Annotated in this window: 20 protein-coding genes and 1 pseudogene; 8 read left to right on the top strand and 13 right to left on the bottom strand. The window is 40.1% G+C overall.

Features of this window, described 5'->3' with window-relative positions; translation table 11 throughout:
• Positions 1–214: 214 nt before the first annotated feature.
• Positions 215–1,435, bottom strand: a complete 1,221-nt coding sequence (locus tag MHI20_RS00750) for an EAL domain-containing protein (protein ID WP_024719569.1) — start codon at positions 1,433–1,435, stop codon at positions 215–217.
• A gap of 64 nt (positions 1,436–1,499) precedes the next feature.
• A complete protein-coding gene (gene fadH / locus MHI20_RS00745) occupies positions 1,500–2,264 on the bottom strand; it encodes a 2,4-dienoyl-CoA reductase (RefSeq protein ID WP_019743904.1) in 765 nt (254 codons plus the stop codon).
• A gap of 139 nt (positions 2,265–2,403) precedes the next feature.
• Here fadH and MHI20_RS00740 point away from each other — a divergent pair, with 139 nt between their 5' ends.
• From MHI20_RS00740 to MHI20_RS00730, 3 genes are all read left to right on the top strand, one after another.
• Positions 2,404–3,261 (top strand): metallophosphoesterase, encoded by an 858-nt coding sequence (locus MHI20_RS00740; RefSeq protein WP_340936283.1) that lies wholly within the window; start codon positions 2,404–2,406, stop codon positions 3,259–3,261.
• A 156-nt stretch (positions 3,262–3,417) separates the two neighbouring features.
• On the top strand, positions 3,418–3,915 hold the full coding sequence (locus MHI20_RS00735; RefSeq protein ID WP_041507380.1) for a L,D-transpeptidase family protein: 498 nt from the start codon (positions 3,418–3,420) through the stop codon (positions 3,913–3,915).
• Positions 3,916–3,988: 73 nt separating this feature from the next.
• Positions 3,989–5,266, top strand: coding sequence for an MFS transporter (locus MHI20_RS00730; protein WP_340936282.1), 1,278 nt, complete (start codon positions 3,989–3,991; stop codon positions 5,264–5,266).
• A 209-nt stretch (positions 5,267–5,475) separates the two neighbouring features.
• Here the strand turns inward: MHI20_RS00730 and MHI20_RS00725 are convergent, their stop codons facing one another.
• On the bottom strand, positions 5,476–5,652 hold the full coding sequence (locus MHI20_RS00725; RefSeq protein ID WP_162837046.1) for a hypothetical protein: 177 nt from the start codon (positions 5,650–5,652) through the stop codon (positions 5,476–5,478).
• A 165-nt stretch (positions 5,653–5,817) separates the two neighbouring features.
• Here MHI20_RS00725 and MHI20_RS00720 point away from each other — a divergent pair, with 165 nt between their 5' ends.
• Positions 5,818–6,033, top strand: a complete 216-nt coding sequence (locus MHI20_RS00720; RefSeq protein ID WP_058337408.1) for a hypothetical protein — start codon at positions 5,818–5,820, stop codon at positions 6,031–6,033.
• Between the two features lie 477 nt (positions 6,034–6,510).
• Complete coding sequence (locus MHI20_RS00715) at positions 6,511–6,972, top strand: YkyB family protein (protein WP_007498684.1); 462 nt, start codon at positions 6,511–6,513, stop codon at positions 6,970–6,972.
• Between the two features lie 35 nt (positions 6,973–7,007).
• Here the strand turns inward: MHI20_RS00715 and MHI20_RS00710 are convergent, their stop codons facing one another.
• The 3 genes from MHI20_RS00710 to MHI20_RS00700 all read right to left on the bottom strand — a co-directional run bounded on the left by MHI20_RS00710 (position 7,008) and on the right by MHI20_RS00700 (position 9,964).
• Positions 7,008–7,916, bottom strand: coding sequence for a chemotaxis protein (locus tag MHI20_RS00710; RefSeq protein WP_024719666.1), 909 nt, complete (start codon positions 7,914–7,916; stop codon positions 7,008–7,010).
• A gap of 73 nt (positions 7,917–7,989) precedes the next feature.
• Positions 7,990–9,300 carry an MFS transporter gene (locus tag MHI20_RS00705; RefSeq protein ID WP_007498688.1) on the bottom strand — a complete coding sequence of 437 codons (1,311 nt, stop codon included), beginning with the start codon at positions 9,298–9,300 and terminating at the stop codon, positions 7,990–7,992.
• Positions 9,301–9,424: 124 nt separating this feature from the next.
• Entirely contained in the window at positions 9,425–9,964 is a 540-nt protein-coding gene (locus MHI20_RS00700; protein ID WP_282900922.1) for an RDD family protein, read from the bottom strand.
• 300 nt (positions 9,965–10,264) lie between these two features.
• On the opposite strand from MHI20_RS00700, the gene MHI20_RS00695 reads away from it, so the two are divergent.
• Positions 10,265–10,417: a hypothetical protein gene (locus MHI20_RS00695; RefSeq protein WP_017367142.1), complete on the top strand. Its 153-nt coding sequence runs from the start codon at positions 10,265–10,267 to the stop codon at positions 10,415–10,417.
• Positions 10,418–10,481: 64 nt separating this feature from the next.
• Here MHI20_RS00695 and MHI20_RS00690 read toward each other — a convergent pair whose 3' ends face one another.
• Complete coding sequence (locus MHI20_RS00690) at positions 10,482–11,366, bottom strand: cation diffusion facilitator family transporter (RefSeq protein WP_178930096.1); 885 nt, start codon at positions 11,364–11,366, stop codon at positions 10,482–10,484.
• A 294-nt stretch (positions 11,367–11,660) separates the two neighbouring features.
• Between MHI20_RS00690 and MHI20_RS00685 the strand changes: the two genes are divergently transcribed.
• Positions 11,661–12,833, top strand: coding sequence for an aminotransferase A (locus MHI20_RS00685; protein WP_007498694.1), 1,173 nt, complete (start codon positions 11,661–11,663; stop codon positions 12,831–12,833).
• 25 nt (positions 12,834–12,858) lie between these two features.
• Here the strand turns inward: MHI20_RS00685 and MHI20_RS00680 are convergent, their stop codons facing one another.
• A complete protein-coding gene (locus MHI20_RS00680; RefSeq protein ID WP_041507383.1) occupies positions 12,859–14,685 on the bottom strand; it encodes a PAS domain-containing sensor histidine kinase in 1,827 nt (608 codons plus the stop codon).
• A 156-nt stretch (positions 14,686–14,841) separates the two neighbouring features.
• Positions 14,842–16,965: a peptidoglycan D,D-transpeptidase FtsI family protein gene (locus MHI20_RS00675; RefSeq protein WP_138278460.1), complete on the bottom strand. Its 2,124-nt coding sequence runs from the start codon at positions 16,963–16,965 to the stop codon at positions 14,842–14,844.
• Between the two features lie 336 nt (positions 16,966–17,301).
• Between MHI20_RS00675 and MHI20_RS00670 the strand changes: the two genes are divergently transcribed.
• Entirely contained in the window at positions 17,302–18,099 is a 798-nt protein-coding gene (locus MHI20_RS00670) for a CAP domain-containing protein (protein WP_340936279.1), read from the top strand.
• A gap of 114 nt (positions 18,100–18,213) precedes the next feature.
• Here MHI20_RS00670 and MHI20_RS00665 read toward each other — a convergent pair whose 3' ends face one another.
• From MHI20_RS00665 to MHI20_RS19175, 4 genes and pseudogenes are all read right to left on the bottom strand, one after another.
• The gene (locus tag MHI20_RS00665; protein WP_340936278.1) at positions 18,214–19,086 is read right to left on the bottom strand and encodes an NAD(P)-dependent oxidoreductase; all 873 of its coding nucleotides are present in this window, start codon (positions 19,084–19,086) and stop codon (positions 18,214–18,216) included.
• Positions 19,087–19,099: 13 nt separating this feature from the next.
• Positions 19,100–19,885, bottom strand: a complete 786-nt coding sequence (locus MHI20_RS00660; RefSeq protein WP_340936277.1) for an SDR family oxidoreductase — start codon at positions 19,883–19,885, stop codon at positions 19,100–19,102.
• 76 nt (positions 19,886–19,961) lie between these two features.
• Positions 19,962–20,909, bottom strand: coding sequence for a methyl-accepting chemotaxis protein (locus MHI20_RS19180; protein WP_370529227.1), 948 nt, complete (start codon positions 20,907–20,909; stop codon positions 19,962–19,964).
• Positions 20,901–21,923, bottom strand: a pseudogene (locus MHI20_RS19175) (cache domain-containing protein); the annotation flags it as partial. The gene MHI20_RS19180 and the pseudogene MHI20_RS19175, both read right to left, overlap by 9 nt.
• Positions 21,924–21,997 lie beyond the last annotated feature (74 nt).

Raw genomic sequence — 21,997 nt, 5'->3', positions numbered from 1 at the left:
ATGAATTGGGATGTCCTATGCATGAAGGGAATGATTGGCGCACAAAAAAAACTTGGCGGGGGTAGCGCCAAGTTTTTTGGATCTTGATCTGATAGAGGGGTTGGGGAACAGAGAGTAGCTTCTCTCTATAACTAAATGATAATGATTATCAGTTTCATTGTCAACCATTTTTTCTATCTTTTTTCTAATAAAAAAACAGCCATGACGGCTGCTTTTAAATTAATCCTTCCTGCTCATATAGATAAGCATACGGAAGATCTACAAACAAATACACGTCTCCCTCTAACGGATAAGAAAACGTACGTATTCGTTCTCCAGTTTCTAAATCACTGTAGATATCGCTGAAAAATCCTTTTCCGCTAATTCTCATTTGAAGAATATTTGCTAGAAAATAAGGGCGCCAGCTCCAGTTTTTCTCTATATACTCTGGCTGAAACAGCCATTCTTTCTCTTTCTTAAATACGTTTCCAGTGATTTGAAACCCTTCTTCATTACACATATAAATGCGAAAGCTGCAATCGGTTAGTTCAAGTGCCAGTTTTTGTATAAGTTCATCATTTGTGCTGCATGATTTTTTTAACGTACTGACGGCTTGATGAATTCGCTTATAAAAGGTTTCAGAATGTTCATAGACAGCTTGGAGTTTCTTTTTCTCATGGGCAATGAATTGTTGAAATTCTTCTTTAAGCTGCTCTTTTCGTTTGTTACGGTCAATTAATTGTGCGGCAGGCTCGTGAAGGTAGAAGCCTTGAAAATATCTTCCGCCATTTCTCCATGCATATTGCAGCTGAAAATTCGCTTCAATGTCTTCATAGATTAAAGCCGCTCCTATTTTTCTTGCAAGAAGTGAAATGCTGTATAACACATATTCATAGGAAGGAGATGGAGACGAAGCCCTTAAAGCCTGAAGATCTATTTTTAATAGATCAGGTGAAAGCAGAGCAATCCGGTCAAGATTGCTGCTTTCTTTTCCTATATTAGATACGGCGATTTTGATCCCATATGTACGATAATACGTTAACGTATGGTAAAGCTGTTCAATGTCGCCGCTAAACGTATGTTCAGTAATTTCAATGACAAACCGGTTAAGCTGAATACCCCTTGCTTCATATTCTTTTAAAAGTTCTAAGAAACTTTCGCCATGATCAAGCATGAGGACATTCGCATCATGATTAATAAAGATGAGCAAATCTTCATCTGCGGTCGTGAAGAGATCAAGCGCTTGACTTAATACTTTGTGATCTACTTCCAATTTATATTCGTCAGGAATAGATGAATCCGTAAAGAAGGAGCCTAGACTAACTGTTCCCGACTCAAGCTTCATTCTTCCAAGAATCTCATAGCCTATCACTTTTTGTTCCTCCGCACTGAAGATCGCTTGATAGTGCGGGAAAACATCTTCAATATTCGTTAAAATATCCAATGGATCGACCATTTTCATCACCTGCTTCTCTCTTTGTGTGATTATACCATATCAAAAGCAGGTCTTACACGGTCATTCAAAATGGTGATTGGTTGAGCCATTGCCCCCCATCCATCGTGATACAATCTCCATTAATATAAGATGCATGCTCAGATAATAAGAAACTCGCAAGTTCTGCAATTTCTTCTGGTGTGCCAAGTCTACCGAGCGGAACACTATCTAATGTTCTTTGGGCAGCCTCTTCTGATTCCCACAGTTTATCTGCACCACCTGTTCTTTCAATGGGTCCCGGCGCAATGGCATTTACGCGAATCCGATATTGCTTTCCCCATTCCACAGCAAGCGTTCGGGTAAGCGACAGTACGCCTGCTTTTGCGGCTGCTGAATGCGCTACACCAACACCAGCCCCCCATGCATATGTGGCGACCATGTTGATCATACTTCCGCTTTTCTTTTGACGAATCCAATAGTTGCCCACTGCATGGCTGCAAAAAAAGGTGCCATTTAGCACAATATCAATGACCGCTTTCCAGCCGTTAGGAGACAGTTTTTCTGCTGGAACTAAAAAGTTGCCTGCCGCGTTATTAATAAGTGCATCCACATCACCAAATGTATCTACCGCAAACTTCACCATTTGATCAGCATCTTCTGGATGTCGCACGTCCATTTGAAAATAAGCGATCGAACCACCTTGCTGTTTGATTTCATTTGCCGTTGTTTCAAGGGTCTCTTCTGTTCTTCCAGTAATCACAACATTCCAGCCCCCGAGTGCCAAATGAGTCGCCATCGCCTTTCCCATTCCGCTTGATCCTCCTGTGACAATCACTGTTTGCTTCGTCATTTGTTCTCCCCCTTTGTGTGTTTTGAATGACTGTTCATTCATTATCCATCTATCATATCATGATTTCCCCTCCATACACCATATGGGAGATTCATCAAAAATCATGCTATACTTAATTTTATTTTTAAAGGAGTCTTATATGAAGCAACTTTCCCGTAGGCAGTTTTTAAAAGGAGCAGCTGGTGCGAGTATTCTCGGGCTTTTGGCAACCACATCCGGTTATGGCTATGCTCGGTACATTGAGCCGCGCATGATCGACACCGTATCACTCACCATTCATGATGCTCAGCTACCGGCTTCTTTTGACCAGTTTAAAATTGCGCAATTTAGTGATGTTCATTTAAGTGATACATTTCCGGCAAAAGATTTAGAGACTGTTGTCCAAAAGATAAACGCTGCATCTCCACATCTCATTGTGTTTACAGGTGACCTTGTTGATTTTGAAGCATCGATTGAAGAACATGAAAAAGCCAAAGCCTCTTTGTCTAAGCTTGATGCTCCGTTTGGAAAGTTTGCCATATGCGGAAATCATGACTACGGACCCTTTGGCATTGATGTATATGAAGAAACGATGAAAGCTTGCGGTTTTACATTATGTAAAAATGAAGTGTTTCACTTAGAAAAAGAAGGCGGACGCATACAGATCGCTACACTCGATGATCTCATGATGAGTATGCCTGATTACCATTTCATCAAACGAGAAGTCTCTTCTGATCTCTTTACGTTATTGCTTGTGCATGAGCCTGATGCCGCACTAGAACTTGAAACAACACCTATTAACTTGCAGCTTTCTGGGCATACGCACGGCGGTCAAATACAGCTTCCTTTCTATGGACCGATTCTCACAGCACCTTTTGGGCGTACATATGTCGAAGGCTTATACGGTAGCTATCAGCACCGTATCTATGTCAACCGAGGGATTGGGACAACTAGACTGCCGCTTCGGTTTTTAGCCAAACCTGAAATCACTTTTTTCACCTTAACATCTCACGTGTAAAGAGAAGCCAAATCACCTTTTCCTGCATATGTATAAACAAAGATCATTCTCATGACAAATGTTAGGAGAAACCTTACTGGGCCTGATCCCGTCCATATAGTATATGTGAGGCGGGGATCATGGCTTCTTTTATTTGAGTAAAAGGAGTGTGCTTTCGTGCTGCGATACACGGTAAAAAGTGGAGAAACACTTGCTTCTATAGCACTTGATTTTCGAACAACGACAGATGATTTAAAGGCTGCAAATCCGTCACTTCAAGCCCGCGAGCCAGAACAAAATGAAGTCATCATCATCCCTGGATTACCGGATCCTAACACGATCCCTTACCGCATATCTGTGTCAATTTCAGCGAAACGTCTCGTGCTGTTTTCTGGATCACAGCTCTTGCGCTCATACCCGATTGCAACCGGCAGAATATTAAACATGACACCGACAGGTTCTTATTATATTGTCAACAGACAGCCAAACCCAGGAGGTCCCTTTGGCGCCTATTGGCTGAGCCTTTCAAAAATTCATTACGGCATCCATGGAACGAATAACCCGTCTTCAATTGGTAAAGCTGTGTCTAGAGGGTGCATTCGCATGTACAATCAGAATGTCATCGAACTTGCTTCAATTGTTCCAAATGGAACACCTGTGACCATTAGCCAGTAGGAGAAATTAATTGTACGAATGGTTAAAATTTTATATGATAGAAAGTGGGATCTTCAGGTTAAGGAGCGTATTTATGGATATTTTTAAAAACAGAAATTTTGTTCGTCTCTTTTTTGCAGCACTTGCCTCGCAAATGGGGACAACAGTAGGCAATATGGCGTTTGCCTTTTATTTGCTCGACCATTTTAGTCATCAGCCCGCTTACGCCACTTTAGCAGAGTTAATGTATTCACTGCCTACGATCTTTGTCTTTTTTATGGTCGGTGTGGTCGCAGACCGTTTTGATCGTAAAAAAGTCGCAGAGAATTGTGATTGGATACGAGCTGGGCTGACGATCGTTTTATTTATCGTCATTTATTTTAATTCACTGCCGCTTATTTTCTTGATCTTGTTTATACGAAGTGCCATTACGAAGTTCTTCTATCCAGCTGAAGCCTCTCTCGTTCAGGCCATTTTAAATAAAGATCAATATGCAAAAGCTGCTGGTTTAAATCAGATGCTGTTTAGTTTGTTTATGGTATTTGGTGTTGGAATTGGTGCCATTATGTATAAAACGATTGGACTTCACGGTGCCATTACCATTGATTTGGTCAGCTTTATTATTTCCGGTATTCTCATTCGATCATGCAATATTCCAATTGAAGCACGACAGCCTAATGGACAAGCAGGCTGGAAAGGCATGACCGTTAAAACGTCTCTAAAAGATTTTAAAGAAGGCATTCTCTATATTTTAAAAAACAAATTATTGGCTTCTTTAATTTTTGGCTTTTTTGTTTTTGGTCTTGTGAATGGCGCATTTGCCGTTCTTCCGATGTTTACAATGAAATACGGTCTTTCACCGGACCATTTTGAACTGCATACATCCTTTTTTACGATCGCGATCGGTGCCGGACTTCTAGTTGGAAGCTTACTTGGCTCTATTCTTGCGAAAAAGGTTAAGATGCAATATCTCATGTCGATTCCAATTCTAGTTGCAGGTATTTTAATTTTTGTCCTTGGTTCTACCCATACATTATGGTTATTTTATGTCACATCATTTGTCATTGGTACATGTATTGGTCCAGTCAACATTGTCATTGGAGGCTGGCTCCCAAGAATTGTTCACCCTCGTCTGATGGGACGCGTATCAGGATGGGTTGATCCGCTCACTATGTTTGCACAATCAATGACGCTAGGTTTAATTGCCGTGTTATTTCCAAAGCTCATCACCAATGTTTCTTACATTTATTACGGAATGGGTATTATTATTTTACTCGTCTTCCTTTTTTACTTCATTACACTGCCAAAGTTCAGCAGAGAAGCTGCTGACTTAGATGTACAGCGTGAATTAAAAGGTCAGGGAGCACAATAGATGAAGAAAAAAGGCTAAAATAATGTTTATTTTAGCCCTTTTTCTTCTTTTCAGCGTGATAAAAAACCTTTGAAGTCTAGGAAGGACGAGTACTGGCGCGGAGCGAATTTGCCACAGGACTGACAAAGAATGCGAGGGTTTGACTACACGCTGAGGACTTTCTTCTATAGAAAGTCCTTTTTTCATGGAAGTAACAACATAAACGACGCTTATTTTTTCTGCTCATCGAAATGATTTGAAGCAAAATGAACGATTCTATCGACTGTATAAATGCTAATAAATAAGATGAGAAAAAGAAGAAAAGGATGAATCGGCTGATCATCTATCACGTACACAATGCCTCCAACGACAAAAGCGACCAATAAAGGCGTTAAAATATCTTTCAATCTAAACCGTCCTTTCTGTTCTCATTGACTTTGCTCTTCTTATCTTATAACAAATTTTTCTTTTTATGAAATAAAAGGTATGTGTATAAATGCAACATTTTTAATAAAAATTCTTTACAATATTGGAAGTTTTATAGTAATATAGTCAGGTTGGAGGTGAGAGGTATGCTAAAAAGCTATTATTTTATTCATTCAAAAAATGAACAAGGACAATATGTTGTACATACAGAAGACTGCGCATTTTTAGGTGATGCAGCAAGCCGTACGTTGATTGGTCTGCACATGAACAGTGAAAGCGCCATGGATGAAGCCAAAAAAATGACGAGTGAAACTGATTTTAACGGCTGTTTTTACTGTGCTTATTCTAGCCATACGAAATAGTCCATGTTTTTAAGCCATATGTTCGACTTTGATTGTCTTGCATATGGTAAATTTTACACGATGAACCATCTATACATTGATAAACTACCCATTGATTCAAATAGGTAGTTACCTTGTTATGATAGTTCACTTTGTATACATTTCACTACATCCTCTAATGATCGAAAACAAACGATCTTTTAACTTATGCACCCCTACTGCATCTTCTACCAATGATCAGCCAATTCCTACCACTTGAATATTTAACATAATGGTATGCTTTTCATCTAAAACAGCGAGACATTTATCATAAAAGTGATAGAAAGATGTGTCGACCTCTTCAAATTTCAGCAAGGTTTCAACATTATGATTTTTGGCTATTTTAAATAATAACCATGTAATCTCATTGCTTTTTACAATAAGACTATTTGCAATTTACTAATAAAAACGTATAATTTATACTAAGCACAGGAAGACGAAAGACAAAGGAGAGAAAAAATGGACGATTATGCTCATACTAAAGACATAGAACCTACAGCAGAAAACATCGCAAAAGCCATTTATACTGTTAACCGCCATGCTAAAACCGCACCAAATCCCAAGTTTCTTTATCTTTTGAAAAAACGTGCGCTGCAAAAACTATTGCAAGAAGGTAAAGGAAGAAAAGTGGGCCTACATTTCTCTAACAATCCCAGATATAGTCAACAACAGTCCGACGTGCTGATTGAAATCGGAGATTATTATTTTCATCTGCCACCAACTAAAGAAGACTTCGAATTTTTGCCACACTTAGGAAATTTAAATCAATCATATCGCAATCCGAAAGCGAATATGTCATTAAATCGAGCAAAACAAATACTTCAAACGTATGTCGGTTTAAAAGAAAAACCTGCCGCCACAAAACAAAAATCACATTATACAAAACCCGTCTTCAAACGTCTCGGGGAAAGTTACTTTTAAACAGAAAAACCACTCAAAGCGAGTGGTTTTTTTCTTTAGATAATAAAATGATCTACTTTTTCAATCAGCTGATGAATTTCTGGTTTACTAATTTGATCATCTGCACCGATGGTTTCCCCTTTATGACGCAGATCGTCCGTAATTAATGAAGAGAAAATGAGAATTGGAATGGACTGTGTTAAAGGATTGTCCTTCAGCAGCTTTGTTAATCGATGTCCATCCATTTTTGGCATTTCTATATCTGTAATAATCATATCAATTTCTTCTGTCACACTAATGCCTTTACTGACGAGATCCATGACATGGTCATATGCTTGTTTCCCATCTTCAAAGGTCACAATGTTTTTATAGCCTGCCTCGGTTAATTCATTTGTTAATAAGCGCATGAGAAGCGGAGAATCTTCAACAACATACAGCTTCTTCCCTGTTCTTCTCTCGTCTTTCTCACCGTCAAACATATGATATGTGTCTACGCCAGATGCGGATTCAATATCATAGATGATTTTTTCGTAATCTGGAAGGAAAATCATTTTCTCGTCAAGCTTGATGATCCCTGTTAAATGACGGTCCATTCCTTGATTGAGTGCAGTTGGTTTTTCAATCTCTTCCCAGCTGACGCGGTGAATTTGTGATACCGTTCCTGTATGGAACACAAATTTCCGTTGGTTGAATTCAGTCACAATGTATTTCTCTTGTTCTGACTGATCTGACTCGACATTAAAAAAGGAAAATAGATTGATGACTGGTAAAATCTCGCCTCGTAAACTAATCATCCCTTCTACATCTTGGTGAGAGTGCGGTATAACTGTCACCTCAACTGGCTGAATAATTTCTCTTACTTTCATGACGTTAATGCCGAATTGATTTGAACCAATTTCAAACTTCACAATTTCCAATTCATTAGTACCAGAGTCAAGTAAAATTTCTTGTTTGTTTAAAGCCACGGAAATCCCTCTATTCTTCAATATAAGATTGTACTTTTTATATCGGCAGCATGGGTAAAAAGTTGACGTTTCTTTACGCTTTCTCTCGCACGAATTGATGAATCACAAGTCCTATGGCTGCAAGGATGAGCAAAGACCCTAATGCAAGACGGCTTGCGAGATTCCCATGTGCTGCAAATAGCAGTGTGACGGAGCCATAAATGATGGGACCGACGATTGAAGACACCTTTCCCGAAAACGCAAAGAGACCAAAAAATTGCCCTCGTTTTTCTTTAGGCGTCAGCTCAATAATGAGGATTCGTGATGATCCCCAGCTTGCACCAAGTGAAATTCCGAATAGACTGCCTGCTACCCAGAAGACCCATTCAGTTGTCGCTGTCACAGCTAGAATGAGCGCCACAATTAAAATGACATACACGACTGTAATCGAGCGCTTTGCCCCGATGGCCTTTGTGACATATCCGAATAGAAACGAGCCAATGATACTTGAAATCGTGGACACAAGATAAAGCAAAATAAATTGACCTGCCGTAAAGCCAATGATAATTTTCGCATAAACAGCCATCATCGCAATCGCTGTCTGCAACGCATCATTCATAAAAAAGAAAGCGATCATAAAAATAAAAGCCGGTTTGTACTGCTTCATCTCTTTAAACGTACGAATAATCTCTTTATACCCGCTGAAAAAAGACGCCTTTTTCTCTTGCTGCGGGAGAGGTTGAGGATCTTTTATAATAAAGAGAAAGGGAAGAAAAAAGAGAAAGAATAAAAGGGCTGTCGGAATAAATGCTTCATGAAACTGGTCATTTCCTACAAGTAAATAAACAGAAAGGCCGACAAGTGTACCTAAATAGCCGACAGCAATACCGAATCCAGAAATGAGGGGGATTTCATCCTTTGTCCCAAGATCGGGCAAAATGGTGTCATAAAAAACAAGACTAGAGTGATAGAAAAATTTGGCGATGACGAACAAAGTAACCACCACCAATAAGGAGACAGGAAGACCAAACCATTCGCTTGAGAAATCAATCCCAGCAAAGATCCCCATCATAAAGGTACAGGCAATACAAATCAGGGTAAACACCGTGATATACCGCTTCTTTTTCCCTGTACGATCAATCAGCACACCGTATAAAGGCGTAAAAATGACGAGGAAAAAGCTTGCAAGTGCGTTCGCATAAGAAATAAATGTACTGGCGATTTGATCCATCCTCGCACTGTCACCTATCGTCTCCTGCAAGTAAAATGGGAAGAAAATGGTGATCATATTCGATGAAAATATCGTATTTGCAAAATCATACAATGCCCAGGCCAAAACAGGTGCGGTGAAAAAGAGCCCGAAGCTTGCCCCTTTTTTTTGAACGGTCATTTTCCCTCTTTTCAATAGATTGACTCCCTTCTCTGCTTTATTTTCACTATCATTCTACTTTATGTGACGTTTCCCTCTTCCATACAAGCAATCTATACAAAAAGCACCCCTAACTATTTAGCAGAGGTGCTTCTTTTCATTATTTCTTTACGACAATGGTACTTGCAATCAAATCGTGAAGTGCTTGTTTTTTTTCTGTGAAAAACGCAATGATGTAGCCAATACATAAGATTGGAGACAAAAAGCCTTTTGCAAAAAAGCGGCCTGTCGCGCGCCCGAATGTTATTTTTCCACCCGTTACTTTTGTCACTTTGATTCCAAGAGCCATTTTACCAAGAGTTCCTTGCAGCTTTGATGATTCCATGATCGCATAATACAGCCAAGTCACCGCGATACCGACTAAAATCGTTGCGCCATAGAAAAAGATAAAGCCCATTATGACTGCCCATTCTTCATCCGTGATCACCGTAGAAGAATAGTAATAGCTATCATCATACATTAAAAATGCCGCCTCAGGGCTTGAGACAAAAAAGAGTGTGGCGAGAATAAATACAATGAATGAAAATGGTACACTAATAATGACAACGTCTAAAAGATGAGCAAGAAAACGATAACCTACTCCAGCTAGTTCAGGATGTTTTTCTTCTTGAATAGGTGCTTCTGACATGTTTGTTTCCATCCTATTTCTCCTTTATTATGTATGTTTTCTATAAATTTCTTATAATCATTCGTTATTATATCTTATGAATATCGCAAGATCAATGGAGCTTTTCATTTTTACATGAATTTTAGATCATTTTGCAATGATGATTTATGTGAATAAATACTGAAAATTCACGAAAATTATGGCACATCTAGTTCTTTCAACGCCTGATTTTTTAACATTTTGTGATATTTTTGTCTCATTTCGATTCTTCTGTTGACAATCACGTTTCACATGGTACAATAGTCAAGGATTTTTTAAAGAAAGGTGTTCATGATGGGAACTGTCGTACTATTAAAGAACAACGAAATGACTGTGATTGAAGATATTTGCGAAGCTGATTTTTTAGATATGAAACATGGTTTATCTAATGAAGATGCTGCTTATATCTCTTGGTATGAAGATTACGATACTGCTTATGGATATTGATTTCATTTCATAGATGAAGCGTAAAAAAAGGCGATACAACCTTCAAAGAGGTGGTATCGCCTTTTTACGTTTGTGTGCTTCTTTCACTTTCAGGTTCTACATGAATAAAGATTTGTGCATGCGGAAACGCCTGCTGAATGTTCTCTTCAATTCGATCACATAATTGGTGGACATCTTCAATGGTTGTTTTTCCATGAACAATCAAATGGAAGTCAATATATTCTTCAGCACCGGATCGTCTTGTTCGAAAGTCATGATATTCAATGAATTCTTGACTAAATGTTTGAATGATGCCCTCTATCGCTTGTTCTTCTTCCGGGGTTAACCGGGCGTCGACAAGCGGCGGGAAGGCTTCCTTCATGAGTTTAAATGCTTCACGCATAATATAGAGCGCTAGCACCATTCCAATAATCGGATCGAGGAAATACCAGTCCGTTAATGCAACAAGCAATAAACTAAAGGCAACCCCTAGTGACGTAAACACATCTGTTAAAAGATGCAGTGCATTCGATTTCATGGCAACAGAATGTACTCGCTCTGCCTCTTTGTTCACAACTCTCGACACAACAAAATTGATAAGTGCCCCGATCAGCATGACCACAATACCAAGTACCGGCAGTTTAACAGGCTCAGGATGCATTAATTTATGAACACACTCATAAATGATCCAAATCCCAGCTACAAAAATCAACAAAGTTTCAATCGTTCCAGAAATATTCTCAACTTTCCCATGTCCATAAGGATGTTTTGAATCTGCCGGCTTTCTTGAAATACGAACAGAGATAAATGCAATAAAAGAGGCCATTAAATCGAGAAAAGAGTGAATGGCTTCTGATAAAACCGCAACAGATCCAGTTAACACCCCTACAATGATTTTAAGGACCACAACAAACGTATTACTCATGACGGATAAAAAGGCTATTTTCGATGTCTTTGCTGATTGATCCATCTATTATCGTCCTCCTTCAGGAGATCGTATGCCTGTGAAAGCAATTCCCATGACTTGATTCTCTCGTTCTTTCAGTTTATACCGTTTTGCCTTATTCTAATCATCTTAAGCAGAGCTGTATTTTCCGAGCAGGTTACGCTATAATAAATGTTGCTCTTTCTTCATATATCACTCATGCTGTGATGGATGGGAGAATAGACTACATATAACGATATCCGAAGCCTTTCCGCAGGTGACATTTATGCAGTGAATGGTAAAATAGGATAAAAACATAAATTTTTAAGGTGATGAGAAATGGAGCATTTGCTGAATCCAAGAGTAAAGGATATTGAAATTTCAGGCATTCGAACATTTTCAAATCTCGTATCTTCATATGAGGATGTCGTTTCATTGACCATAGGTCAGCCCGATTTTTATACGCCGCATCATGTCAAAACAGCTGCCAAAACAGCCATTGACGAGAATTTCACCTCGTATACTCATAATGCTGGATTTTTAGAGCTAAGACAAGCGATCCAGCAGTACATCAAAAAGAAAGTCCATCTTGATTATGATGCAGAGACAGAAATCATTGTGACAACAGGTGCGAGTCAAGCAATTGATGCTGCGTTTCGAACCATTTTGACTGAAGGCGATGAGGTCATCCTGCCCGGCCCTGTGTACCCTGGCTATGAACCGATCATTCGGATGTGCGGTGCGGTGCCTGTGCATATCGACACAACAAATGCCGGTTTTAAATTAAACGCCAAGCTGATTGAAGATGCATTAACGGAAAAGACAAAGTGTGTTGTCCTTCCATACCCTTCAAATCCAACTGGGGTCACGCTATTAGAAGAAGAATTGAAAGAAATTGCACAGCTTCTTGAAGGAAAGGATATTTTTATTCTATCTGATGAAATTTATAGTGAGCTGACATTTGATCGTCCGCATCACTCCATTGCTTCTTTCTTAAAGGAACAGACGATTGTCATCAATGGACTGTCAAAATCTCATAGCATGACCGGATGGAGAATCGGCTTTTTATTTGCTTCCGCCCCTATTGCTAAACATGTATTAAAAGTACATCAATATAACGTGTCTTGTGCCTCGGCTATCTCACAAAAGGCGGCACTTGAAGCAGTGACAAATGGTGTGGATGATGCACTGATCATGAGAGAGCAATATAAGAAAAGACTCGACTATGTATATGATCGACTCATTTCTATGGGGCTTCCGGTCATTAAGCCTTCCGGCGCTTTTTATATTTTCCCTTCCATTGAATCGTTTGGGATGAGTTCATTTGATTTTTGCATGGAGTTGTTAGAAAGTACAAGACTTGCGGTCGTACCTGGTTCTGCTTTCTCTTCACTCGGAGAAGGATATGTGCGCCTTTCCTATGCATATTCACTTGAAACGTTAAAAGAAGGACTTGACCGTCTCGAACAATTTGTTCTTGAAAAGCGTTCCATACAATCAATAGACGGATGAAACAACGGCTCTCTTGCCGTTGTTTTTATTTTGCGGGAAACATGATGTGAAACACAGTCCCTTTCTCTGGGTCGCTATCTACCCGGATGGTTCCGTTGTGATTTTCTAAAATATTAAATGTCACCATGAGCCCAAGTCCTGTTCCCTTTTCTTTTGTTGTTAAAAAAGGTTCGCCGATCCGCTTCATGACCGATTCAGGAATACCAATTCCTTCATCTCTAATCGTGACAAGTATCCCTTCTTTTTCGGCTTTGGCGGTAATGTCTACCTTCCCTCCGTCCGGCATGGATTCGACGGCATTTTTGATTAAATTGATAAATACCTGCTTCAGCTGGTTTTGATCCCCATTCATCAGGAGATCCTCCTCGATATCACTTGTGTTCATCAAAATTCCATTTAAGTTGGCCTGTGTCTCTAACAGAGCGGTGACTTCGCTAATGATTTTTTTCAAATCAAGCGTCTGCATGGATGCTGTTTGCTGCGGCTTCGCAAGCATTAGTAGCTCACTTAAGATGATTTCAATCCGGCTCAGCTCAGAGAAGACAATTTCAAAATATTGATCACGGTCTTTTGTTTTTGGTTTAATGAGCTGTAAAAAGCCCTTAATCGCCGTCAGTGGATTCCTTATTTCATGTGCAATGCCTGCTGCCAATTGACCTGCGATTGATAATTTTTCAGAGCGCAGCATGAGTTCTTCTGTCTGTTTTCGTTCAGATATATCTCTTAAAATAATTTGAACGGCTGTTTCACCAAAAAATGTGGTAGGGATACAAACCATTTCTGTATAAATCAACCGGTGTTTAAACGTATGGCAGCTCATCGTCACAATCTCAGAATCTGATGCTCTTTCGATTATACGTGATAAGCTCTTTTTGACTTTTTGTTGATCACATGAATGGATTTGATGAAAGATATCTTTTCCGATTAATTTATCGTAATGTTCGGCTTCAAATAATTTAATACCTGATTCATTCATAAATACCCATTTATGATCGTGGATGACGGCAATGGTATCAATAGAATTTTGGATAAGCAGCTGATACCGCTCTCTGCTTTTCTGAAGAACGGTTTGAAATTTTTTACGGGAAGAGATGTCCACTAATAGTAAAAGTTCTGCCCGTTGATTTTGATAAATTGCCGGAGATGACTTCACCTCAATATGAATCATGCTCCCGTCTTTCCTTTTCCATATTTGTTCAATCATTCCGACTGGAAGGCCTTGCTGCAGTCTTTTGATTCGGCTTCTCACAATGTCATGGTACTCCTCGGCAATAAAATCAAACGCAGACTTGCCGATCATTTCATCTTTTGTACATACACCCATTAATTGCAGCATCGCATCGTTGGCATACACAATTTTCCCAAGCGCCGTAATACATAACGGATTTGGCAGCATGGCAATCAGATTTTCAGCTTCACTGACATCTTGGAAAGCCGGTAGACTGCCTAACGACTGTTCTGACACTTCTGTTGGTTGAAATGCTGCTTTTTGAGGCTCTGTATTCATTACCCTCATTTTCAGGATCATTTCTCTACTTAAATCGTTGTCTAACCCATCACAAGCAACAAAATCAATGCTTGCTTCTACCCATACAGCTGTAAGATCACTTCTAAGCAGTCTAAAGTGGCAAATCTCTAGCATGTGCTGATTATAGAAATAACTTTCGACGAGAAATTGATCTTCGGTATGAACAAAGTCTTTCAAAAAACACCCTAGTAAATCCTTTTGTTCATAGAGCAAAAGCTGCTTACAATTGGAAGAAATGTAGAGAAAGCGGCCATTAGAAGAAAGAACGGCATGTAAATCAATATTCGAGTACAGCTGATTCGAATCTTTCATTTTTTGTTCCATCGTCGTCCGACCCTCCTTTAATTTTTTTAGGGTTGTCCTTAGTTTGATGTATAAAAAGGATTCGCTAGAAAAACCGTATTTTCCTCCCAATCTCTTGTGAAACGTCCATATTTTCAGCAAAAAGGGAGCACTTTCTCTTGCTGTGCTCCCTGCTGTTTATTGCTTTTCATATTTCTTTTGTAATTCAACGTACTTATCAACAATTTTACTTGGAATGGTTTTAATGACAGGATCTTTATCTGATACATACGGTGTGACGACACTAAATGCCACTTTCGGATTGGAAGAAGGATAATATCCTCCAAAGGTTAAATTGTACGTGGCATTCCCCCACCAGCTCCGGTTGGCACCATAGTAGAAGGTTTGGGCTGTACCCGTTTTCCCTGCGACATCATGCTGACCGAACCGGCCAGCGGCAGTCCCGCCTGTTGATGTGACCATTTTTAGTCCCATTTTGACACGGTCGATATCTGCTTTCGAGTTGTTAATGGTGTTCAGCACCTTCGGCTCATATTTCTTCACAACAGGACCTACTTCTTCCTTATTCGTTGGGAAGTGAACACTTTTCACCACTCTTGGCTGAATACGGTTACCTCCATTTGCGATGGTCGACATGTATTGTGCGACTTGAAGTGGTGTATATGTGTCATACTGACCAATCGCTTCATCAAGCAAAAGTCCGCCGACTGTCTTAGGATGCGTCTGCATTCCGCTTGATTCCTGCGGCAAATCGATGCCTGTTTTTACGCCAAGACCGAATTGAGCATAGTAGTTTCTCATTTTTTGTAAGTGTTCAGGTCTTGCTGGTAACGGGCCATCCTTTTGATAGGTGATCCCTGCCATTCTCATCGCTACTTGGAACATATAAACGTTGGAACTCTTTTGGAGTGCCTGAAGGTCATTAACCCACCCAAGATCTTTGTAAGACCTCTTCGGTTTTCCACTTCCCGCAAAATACAGCGGTGTATCCGTATAGGATTGGTTGTGTGACATACCATCTTGATAACCAGAGAGGACAGTAGCTCCTTTGACAACAGAGCCCATTTCATACTGTGTCGTAAATGTTCCGATCGCATAATCTGTGACGTCTCTTCCGTCCATTTTCTTCCCTGACATTGCGAGAACATCACCTGTGTTAGGGTCCATCATCACAACAAAGGCACGGTCCATCATATAGTTTCTTGCACTAGCAGATCTTAGCTCTGACTCAACGATTTTGTCGACTTCCTTTTGCAGCTCCATATCAAATGTGAGTGCAAGGTCAAGTCCTCTTCGTCCTTCTGTCCGCTTGATTTCATCAAGCAGTTTGCCGCCGACCTGTGTATATTGAACAGTTGCTTTTTCTGGATTGAGAAAATCTTCATATTGATATTCTAAATAACTTTTTCCTACTCGGTCATTTCTCGAGTAACCTCTTGCCATATAGTAATCTTCACGCTCTTTTATAATGCCTTGCTCTGGGGTGGTGACACCGCCAAGGACATTATAGAGGGTTTTTTCGTACGGATATTTCCTTGTCCAGTCATTGATGACATTTACACCAGGCAGTTCATCAAGATGCTCTGATACTAGTGAGATCTCTTCGTATGTCAAACTTACGGATGATGTCTGTTTTGATTCTTTTGTTTCATCAAGCAACGCAACTTTTTCGTCCCCTTTTTTCTCTTCGTTCGGGTCCATTGCTTTCACGATTTGAGGTTCAAAGGCATATCCGCCTGTAAACCTGCGATAGATCGCTGCAACTGCTTTTTCCTCTGCATCTTTTTCGATCGCCTTGACTTCTTTCTTAGGCACACGCTCTACTTGAAGAGGATAGACATCTTTTGCTTTAAGATTCTTTTGCTCTGCTTTTGAAATGAGCTTATCCGCTTCTTTCGGATGGCTTGCCAGCCAAAAATCTCGAATGTCACGCTCTCTCAAAAAATCTGTATCCATTTTTATATAAGTCGCAAGTTTTCTTGCTACTTTAATCTTATCCTCCGCTTTCACACCGCTTTCTGATGTATAAACGATGGCAGGTACACTTTCGTTATCAACAACGACTCTTCCTCTCGCGTCATACATTTTTCCTCTTGGAGACGGGTATGATGCTGTTTTGACCTCAGTTCGGTTGGCTTGCTTTTTATAATCCTCACCATTGACGATTTGCAGCACACCGAGCTTGATGACAAGTCCAGCAAATAAACTAAATACAGCGAAGAAAAAGAGATTAATTCTCCAGGCGTTCCGGCGCTTCATTTTTTTCTGCTCGGCAGCACCTTGATGCTGTTTCTCTCCCACTTATGTAGCTCCTCTCATCCTTTCAATCTTTTACAATTACCACTCATTATTGTAACACTTTTGTAATAGTTGTTACAGCGAAACAAGTGAAAAAAAGCTGTCAATCCCTATTCTGCAAAAAAATATACTAACACTTTAAAATATTGGTATGTTTATGTCGTTTTCTTTAAATAGAAAGATTCTCCATTCATTGATATGAGGAGATTCTTTCTATGACTTTAACAAAAATGACAAATGGGCGTTGTCAATGGAGGATGCTGGTACGTTTATAACAAAAAGTCCATGTTATGATTTTCTGTGAGAAAACAAAACAAAGATTTTAGGAGGAGTTACAAAATGAAAAAGAAATCATTCATTTTTTCAGCGCTGACAGCTGCTGCATTGATCACGTTCACTGGAGGGCATTCAGCTGATGCGAAAGAGCTTAACCTGAAACAAGTCATAAACGTACAGCATCAAGCCATTGATCTTCATACATTAGCTGCAAAATTACATATCTCTTCAGATGTAAACAAGCTAAGCACTTCAAATCAAAAAGAGATCGAAGCTCTATTAAACAAGCTGATCAAAAGTGGTCAACCTGTTACTGGAACAAAAGTGGTGAAAGAAGTAAACAAAGCAAAAAATGAGCAAAAACAAGAATCAGTCAAAAAACCAGCTGCTTCTAAACCAAGCACACCAGCAAAAGCAAACACAACGAACAACAGCTCAAAATCTGATCAAAAAGACACAACTGCAACAAAAGCAGACAGCAGCTTAAATGCATTTGAACAAGAAGTGGTTGAGCTGACAAATAAAGAGCGTGCAAAACAAGGCTTAAAAGCTCTTTCTGTTGATTCTAAATTAAGCAAATCTGCTCGCGCTAAATCACAAGATATGAAAGATAAAAACTATTTCTCTCATACAAGCCCAACTTACGGATCTCCATTTGATCAAATGAAGCAATTTGGTATCACGTACAAAACAGCAGGTGAAAACATTGCGCAAGGTCAAAGATCACCTCAAGAAGTAGTCACAGCTTGGATGAACAGTGAAGGTCACAGAGCGAACATTTTAAACAAAAACTATACACATATCGGTGTAGGTTATGTAAAATCTGGTAACTACTGGACGCAGCAATTCATCGGAAAATAAGATCAAAAAAACCTGTCTCTATTTGGGACAGGTTTTTAGTTTGTCTTCTTTTTTCAGCAATGTGAGGGCTTGTTTACACGCTACAAACTGTTCCACGTAGGCGGAGCAGTTTTTTTATTTCACCCATAATTTATAGATGCTTTGTGTTCCGCTGTTTTCTTCGCCCTGTTCGCTGAGCTTTTCATATAATGACTTCGCTAATGACAGACCTGGCATCTCTTCTCCCATCAGCTCTGCTTCTTCAAGCGCAATGCCCATATCCTTAATAAAATGCTTCACATAAAATCCTGGCTCGAAATCACCTTTCAGCATTCTTGGTGCAAGGTTTGACAAAGACCAGCTGCCGGCTGCTCCTGTTGTGATGCTTTTAAGTACCTGCTCTGGATCAAGTCCTGATTTTTCCGCATAAGCCATTGCCTCAGCGACACCTACCATCCCTGCTGCGATAGCAATTTGGTTACACATTTTTGTATGCTGACCACTTCCTGCAGGTCCTTGATATTGAATATTTTCGCCCATTTGCTGAAATAGCGGCAGGCACGCTTCATAGGCTGCTTTTTCTCCGCCAATCATGATGGCCAGCGTGCCGTTTTGGGCTCCAACGTCTCCGCCAGAGACCGGCGCATCTAATGCAAATAGTCCTTTTTCCTTCGCTTTCGCTTCAATTTCTTTTGCCAGCTGAGGTTTCGATGTGGTCATATCAATGAGGTATGTACCAGGCGCAGCATGTTCCAAGAGTCCATCTTCTCCTAAATAGACTTCTTCTACATCTGATGGATACCCGACAATTGTGATGACGGCATCTGCCTCCTTTGCGATCTCCTTTACGGTCGATTTCCAAAGAGCACCTTTTTGAACCAATGTGTCTGCCTTTGCTTTTGTTCTTGTATAAACGAGAACTTCGTAGCCAGCATCCATTAAATGCCCTGCCATACTACGTCCCATTACACCGATTCCAATAAAACCAACTGTTTTGATTTGTGCCATCAAGAATTCCTCCTTATAGAGACTTTGTCAATCCACCATCAATGATGAGGGTTTGACCTGTCATATATGTATTGGCTTCAGATAAAAGAAAAGCCGCATATGTTGCAAATTCCTCTGGCTGTCCGTAACGGCCCAGCGGAATCATACGTTCAGCTTGTGCTTTGATCTCTTCAACCGATTGTTGCTCCTCTTGTGCACGGTGTTTGTCCAACTGTTTCACGCGCTCTGTTTCAATTTTCCCCGGGGCTAAGGTATTGATCAAAATACCATCTTTGGCAAGCTCCTGGGCAGCTGTTTTTGTCCAGCCGGTAATGGCCGGTCTAAATGTATTCGACAGCATCAAGCCTGGGATCGGTTCTTTGACCGACATAGATGCAATATTTAACACTCGTGCACCTTGTTTTTTTAAATACGGCAAGGCTTCTTTTAATAACCGAATATAGCTGAGTAAATGAAGCTGAAATGATTCCATCCAATCTTCATCTGTTAAGGTTTCAAGTGTTCCTGTTTGAGGACCGCCTGTATTGTTCACTAGTATATCAAGACGTTTTTCATCACCTGCTGCTGCGACGACAAGCGCTTTAATTTGCTTGGCATCAGATACATCACATACTTGATACGTCAGCTTCCCTTTTACAAGCGGGGATAATTCTTTGACCGCTTCTTGCAGCGTGTGCTCATGTCTTCCCGAGAGCATCACATCTGCTCCCTCTTTTGCAAGATGAAAGGCAATGGCTTTACCGATACCTTGACTGCTTGCTGCGACCAATGCTTTTTTTCCAGATAGATTAACATGCATGTTGGCACCCTCCTCTGTTCATATTTTATCATACAAAAAGAACCTTGCTCACATGGCAAGGTTCTTTTCTGCAAGATTATAGTTTAAACCGATTGACTGCCTGACGCAGTGCCTGACTTGATTCGTTCAACATTTCTGTTGATGTTTTCGTTCTTTCTAAAGCTTGTACTTGTTCGTCTGTGGAAGCATGTACTTCCTCAGCTGAAGCGGCGGATTCTTGTGAAATGGCCGCAATACTTTGAATGGAATCATTCATTTTCTGCTGTTCTTCAGTCATTTCATTGATTTGTGTATGAATGCTGTCAATGGAGCCGACAAGTGCCTGCATTTCCATTGTGATACTGCTGAGTGCCTCACCTGTTGAATTGATCGCATCACCTTGTTCTTCATTCATTTTGCTTGCTGCTGTCATCGCTTCAGCTGCCTTTTTCGATTCATCTTGAATGAGTTTTACGGTTTCACTAATATGTTTCGTTGATTCTGCAGATTGTTCAGCCAGCTTTCTGACTTCTTCTGCAACAACAGCAAATCCTCTTCCGCTTTCTCCTGCTCTCGCTGCTTCAATACTTGCATTCAGTGCGAGTAAATTCGTTTGATCTGAGATTTCAGAGATCGCTGTTACGACGTTTTCAATATTTTTCGTTTTATGCTCAAGGTCAAGCAGCATTTGCTCTACCTTCTTCGATTCTTCATTCGCTTGTGTTGATTTTTGGACGAGCAGACCAAGAGCATCAAGTCCTCTATAGCTTGCATCTTCCGATGATTTTGAGTTGGTTTGCATTTGCGTGGCAAGCTCACCCATATGACGAACTTTTTCATACAAATGCTCTGATTTTTCATTAATGGTTTCCGCTTCTGATGCTTGTTTCGTCGCTCCTACAGCGACCTCTTGAATAGCCGTTGCAATCTGTTCACTAGACAGCAAGGTCTCGTTTGAAATTTGGGTCACTTCATCCGTTGATTTCACAACCTGATCTGAAGACTCTTTCACTTTTTCAATTAAATCCCTGATGCCTTCAGTCATTTGATTAAAGCTTTTCGTCAGGAAACCTATCTCATCCTGAGACTTCGACTCAAGCGAGCTGGTTAAATCGCCTTCAGACACTTTACGAACATGCTCGATGAGGCGTTTAATTGGTGTTGTAATGCTTCTAGCCAATAAGTAGCTTAGAATCATGGCAAGTATAATGGCAATGACAGAAATAATGATACTTGTCTGATTCATTTGTTCAGTGATCCAAAGAAGTTTCTTTTTCTCGAAGCTCACACCGATCGTCCAGTTTGCCTCTTTAATTTTTGAGATGACGGTCAGCTGTTTGTCATCATCAATACCCGAGTTGTCGATCGCTTTTTTCACAGAAGCGACTTTTGAGATATTTTTTCCTTGCTCTGTTGGATGTGCCAAAATGGTCCCTGTGCCGTCAACTAAGAAAGCCGTTCCCATATAAGGAATCTTTTGTTCTTTTATATAAGACTGAATGGAAGCCAGTTTCAAGTCAAGTCCAGCGACACCGACTACTTTCCCGTTTCGTACGATCGCCTTCGTGGCTGAAACGACCATTTCATTTGTTGCTTTATCAATGTACGGATCTGTCCATAGGACGTCGTCAGGCTTTTCAGCCGCTTGAATATACCAGTCTCGTTTAGACGGATCATACCCTTCACCAAAATCGGACTCCGGGAAAGCGAACATTTTACCATCACTTGTTCCTATATAAGCAAGCGAGATGAGTTCATCCTGCTCCTGCAATCCTTTTAATTCATCGTTTTCAAATGCCAATGTCTGTTTTGTTTGTTTCTGTGCAAAATCTTCAGTAAGTGTACTTGTTGCCAATTTGTTAATCGTATCACCGTAATTCTCAAGCTTTAGTGCTATGATGTCTCTCATGCTTTCTGCCGTTGCTGCTGTCGTTGTTTTCGCATCTCGTTCAATCAGTGGTCTTAATACTAAATTGGAACCCACTTGAACTGCGACAACGGTTAAAATTAAAATAACTGAGATGAAAACAGCTATTCTCACTTGAAGTTTCTTAAACATCTCATCACCCCTACATCCTACTTTCGCATCTTAATGTGTATATCGGCAAAATTGGTACCGCATTCAATAGTTGT

This window comes from Bacillus sp. FSL K6-1106, assembly GCF_038005245.1.
GTDB classification, from domain to species: domain Bacteria; phylum Bacillota; class Bacilli; order Bacillales; family Bacillaceae; genus Bacillus; species Bacillus altitudinis.
Note: the sequence above shows the minus strand (reverse complement) of the source record. Positions and strands in the feature narration are given on the sequence as shown.

What these genes read in the sequence shown, in the direction of transcription:
- MHI20_RS00685 (WP_007498694.1), top strand. Translation starts at nt 11,661, where the DNA reads ATGGAGCATTTGCTGAATCCAAGAGTAAAGGATATTGAAATTTCAGGC.
- MHI20_RS00750 (WP_024719569.1), bottom strand. Translation starts at nt 1,435, where the DNA reads ATGGTCGATCCATTGGATATTTTAACGAATATTGAAGATGTTTTCCCG.
- MHI20_RS00720 (WP_058337408.1), top strand. Translation starts at nt 5,818, where the DNA reads ATGCTAAAAAGCTATTATTTTATTCATTCAAAAAATGAACAAGGACAA.
- MHI20_RS00690 (WP_178930096.1), bottom strand. Translation starts at nt 11,366, where the DNA reads ATGGATCAATCAGCAAAGACATCGAAAATAGCCTTTTTATCCGTCATG.
- MHI20_RS00715 (WP_007498684.1), top strand. Translation starts at nt 6,511, where the DNA reads ATGGACGATTATGCTCATACTAAAGACATAGAACCTACAGCAGAAAAC.
- MHI20_RS00730 (WP_340936282.1), top strand. Translation starts at nt 3,989, where the DNA reads ATGGATATTTTTAAAAACAGAAATTTTGTTCGTCTCTTTTTTGCAGCA.
- MHI20_RS00740 (WP_340936283.1), top strand. Translation starts at nt 2,404, where the DNA reads ATGAAGCAACTTTCCCGTAGGCAGTTTTTAAAAGGAGCAGCTGGTGCG.
- fadH (WP_019743904.1), bottom strand. Translation starts at nt 2,264, where the DNA reads ATGACGAAGCAAACAGTGATTGTCACAGGAGGATCAAGCGGAATGGGA.
- MHI20_RS00680 (WP_041507383.1), bottom strand. Translation starts at nt 14,685, where the DNA reads ATGGAACAAAAAATGAAAGATTCGAATCAGCTGTACTCGAATATTGAT.
- MHI20_RS00700 (WP_282900922.1), bottom strand. Translation starts at nt 9,964, where the DNA reads ATGGAAACAAACATGTCAGAAGCACCTATTCAAGAAGAAAAACATCCT.
- MHI20_RS00660 (WP_340936277.1), bottom strand. Translation starts at nt 19,885, where the DNA reads ATGCATGTTAATCTATCTGGAAAAAAAGCATTGGTCGCAGCAAGCAGT.
- MHI20_RS00670 (WP_340936279.1), top strand. Translation starts at nt 17,302, where the DNA reads ATGAAAAAGAAATCATTCATTTTTTCAGCGCTGACAGCTGCTGCATTG.
- MHI20_RS19180 (WP_370529227.1), bottom strand. Translation starts at nt 20,909, where the DNA reads ATGACTGAAGGCATCAGGGATTTAATTGAAAAAGTGAAAGAGTCTTCA.
- MHI20_RS00695 (WP_017367142.1), top strand. Translation starts at nt 10,265, where the DNA reads ATGGGAACTGTCGTACTATTAAAGAACAACGAAATGACTGTGATTGAA.
- MHI20_RS00665 (WP_340936278.1), bottom strand. Translation starts at nt 19,086, where the DNA reads ATGGCACAAATCAAAACAGTTGGTTTTATTGGAATCGGTGTAATGGGA.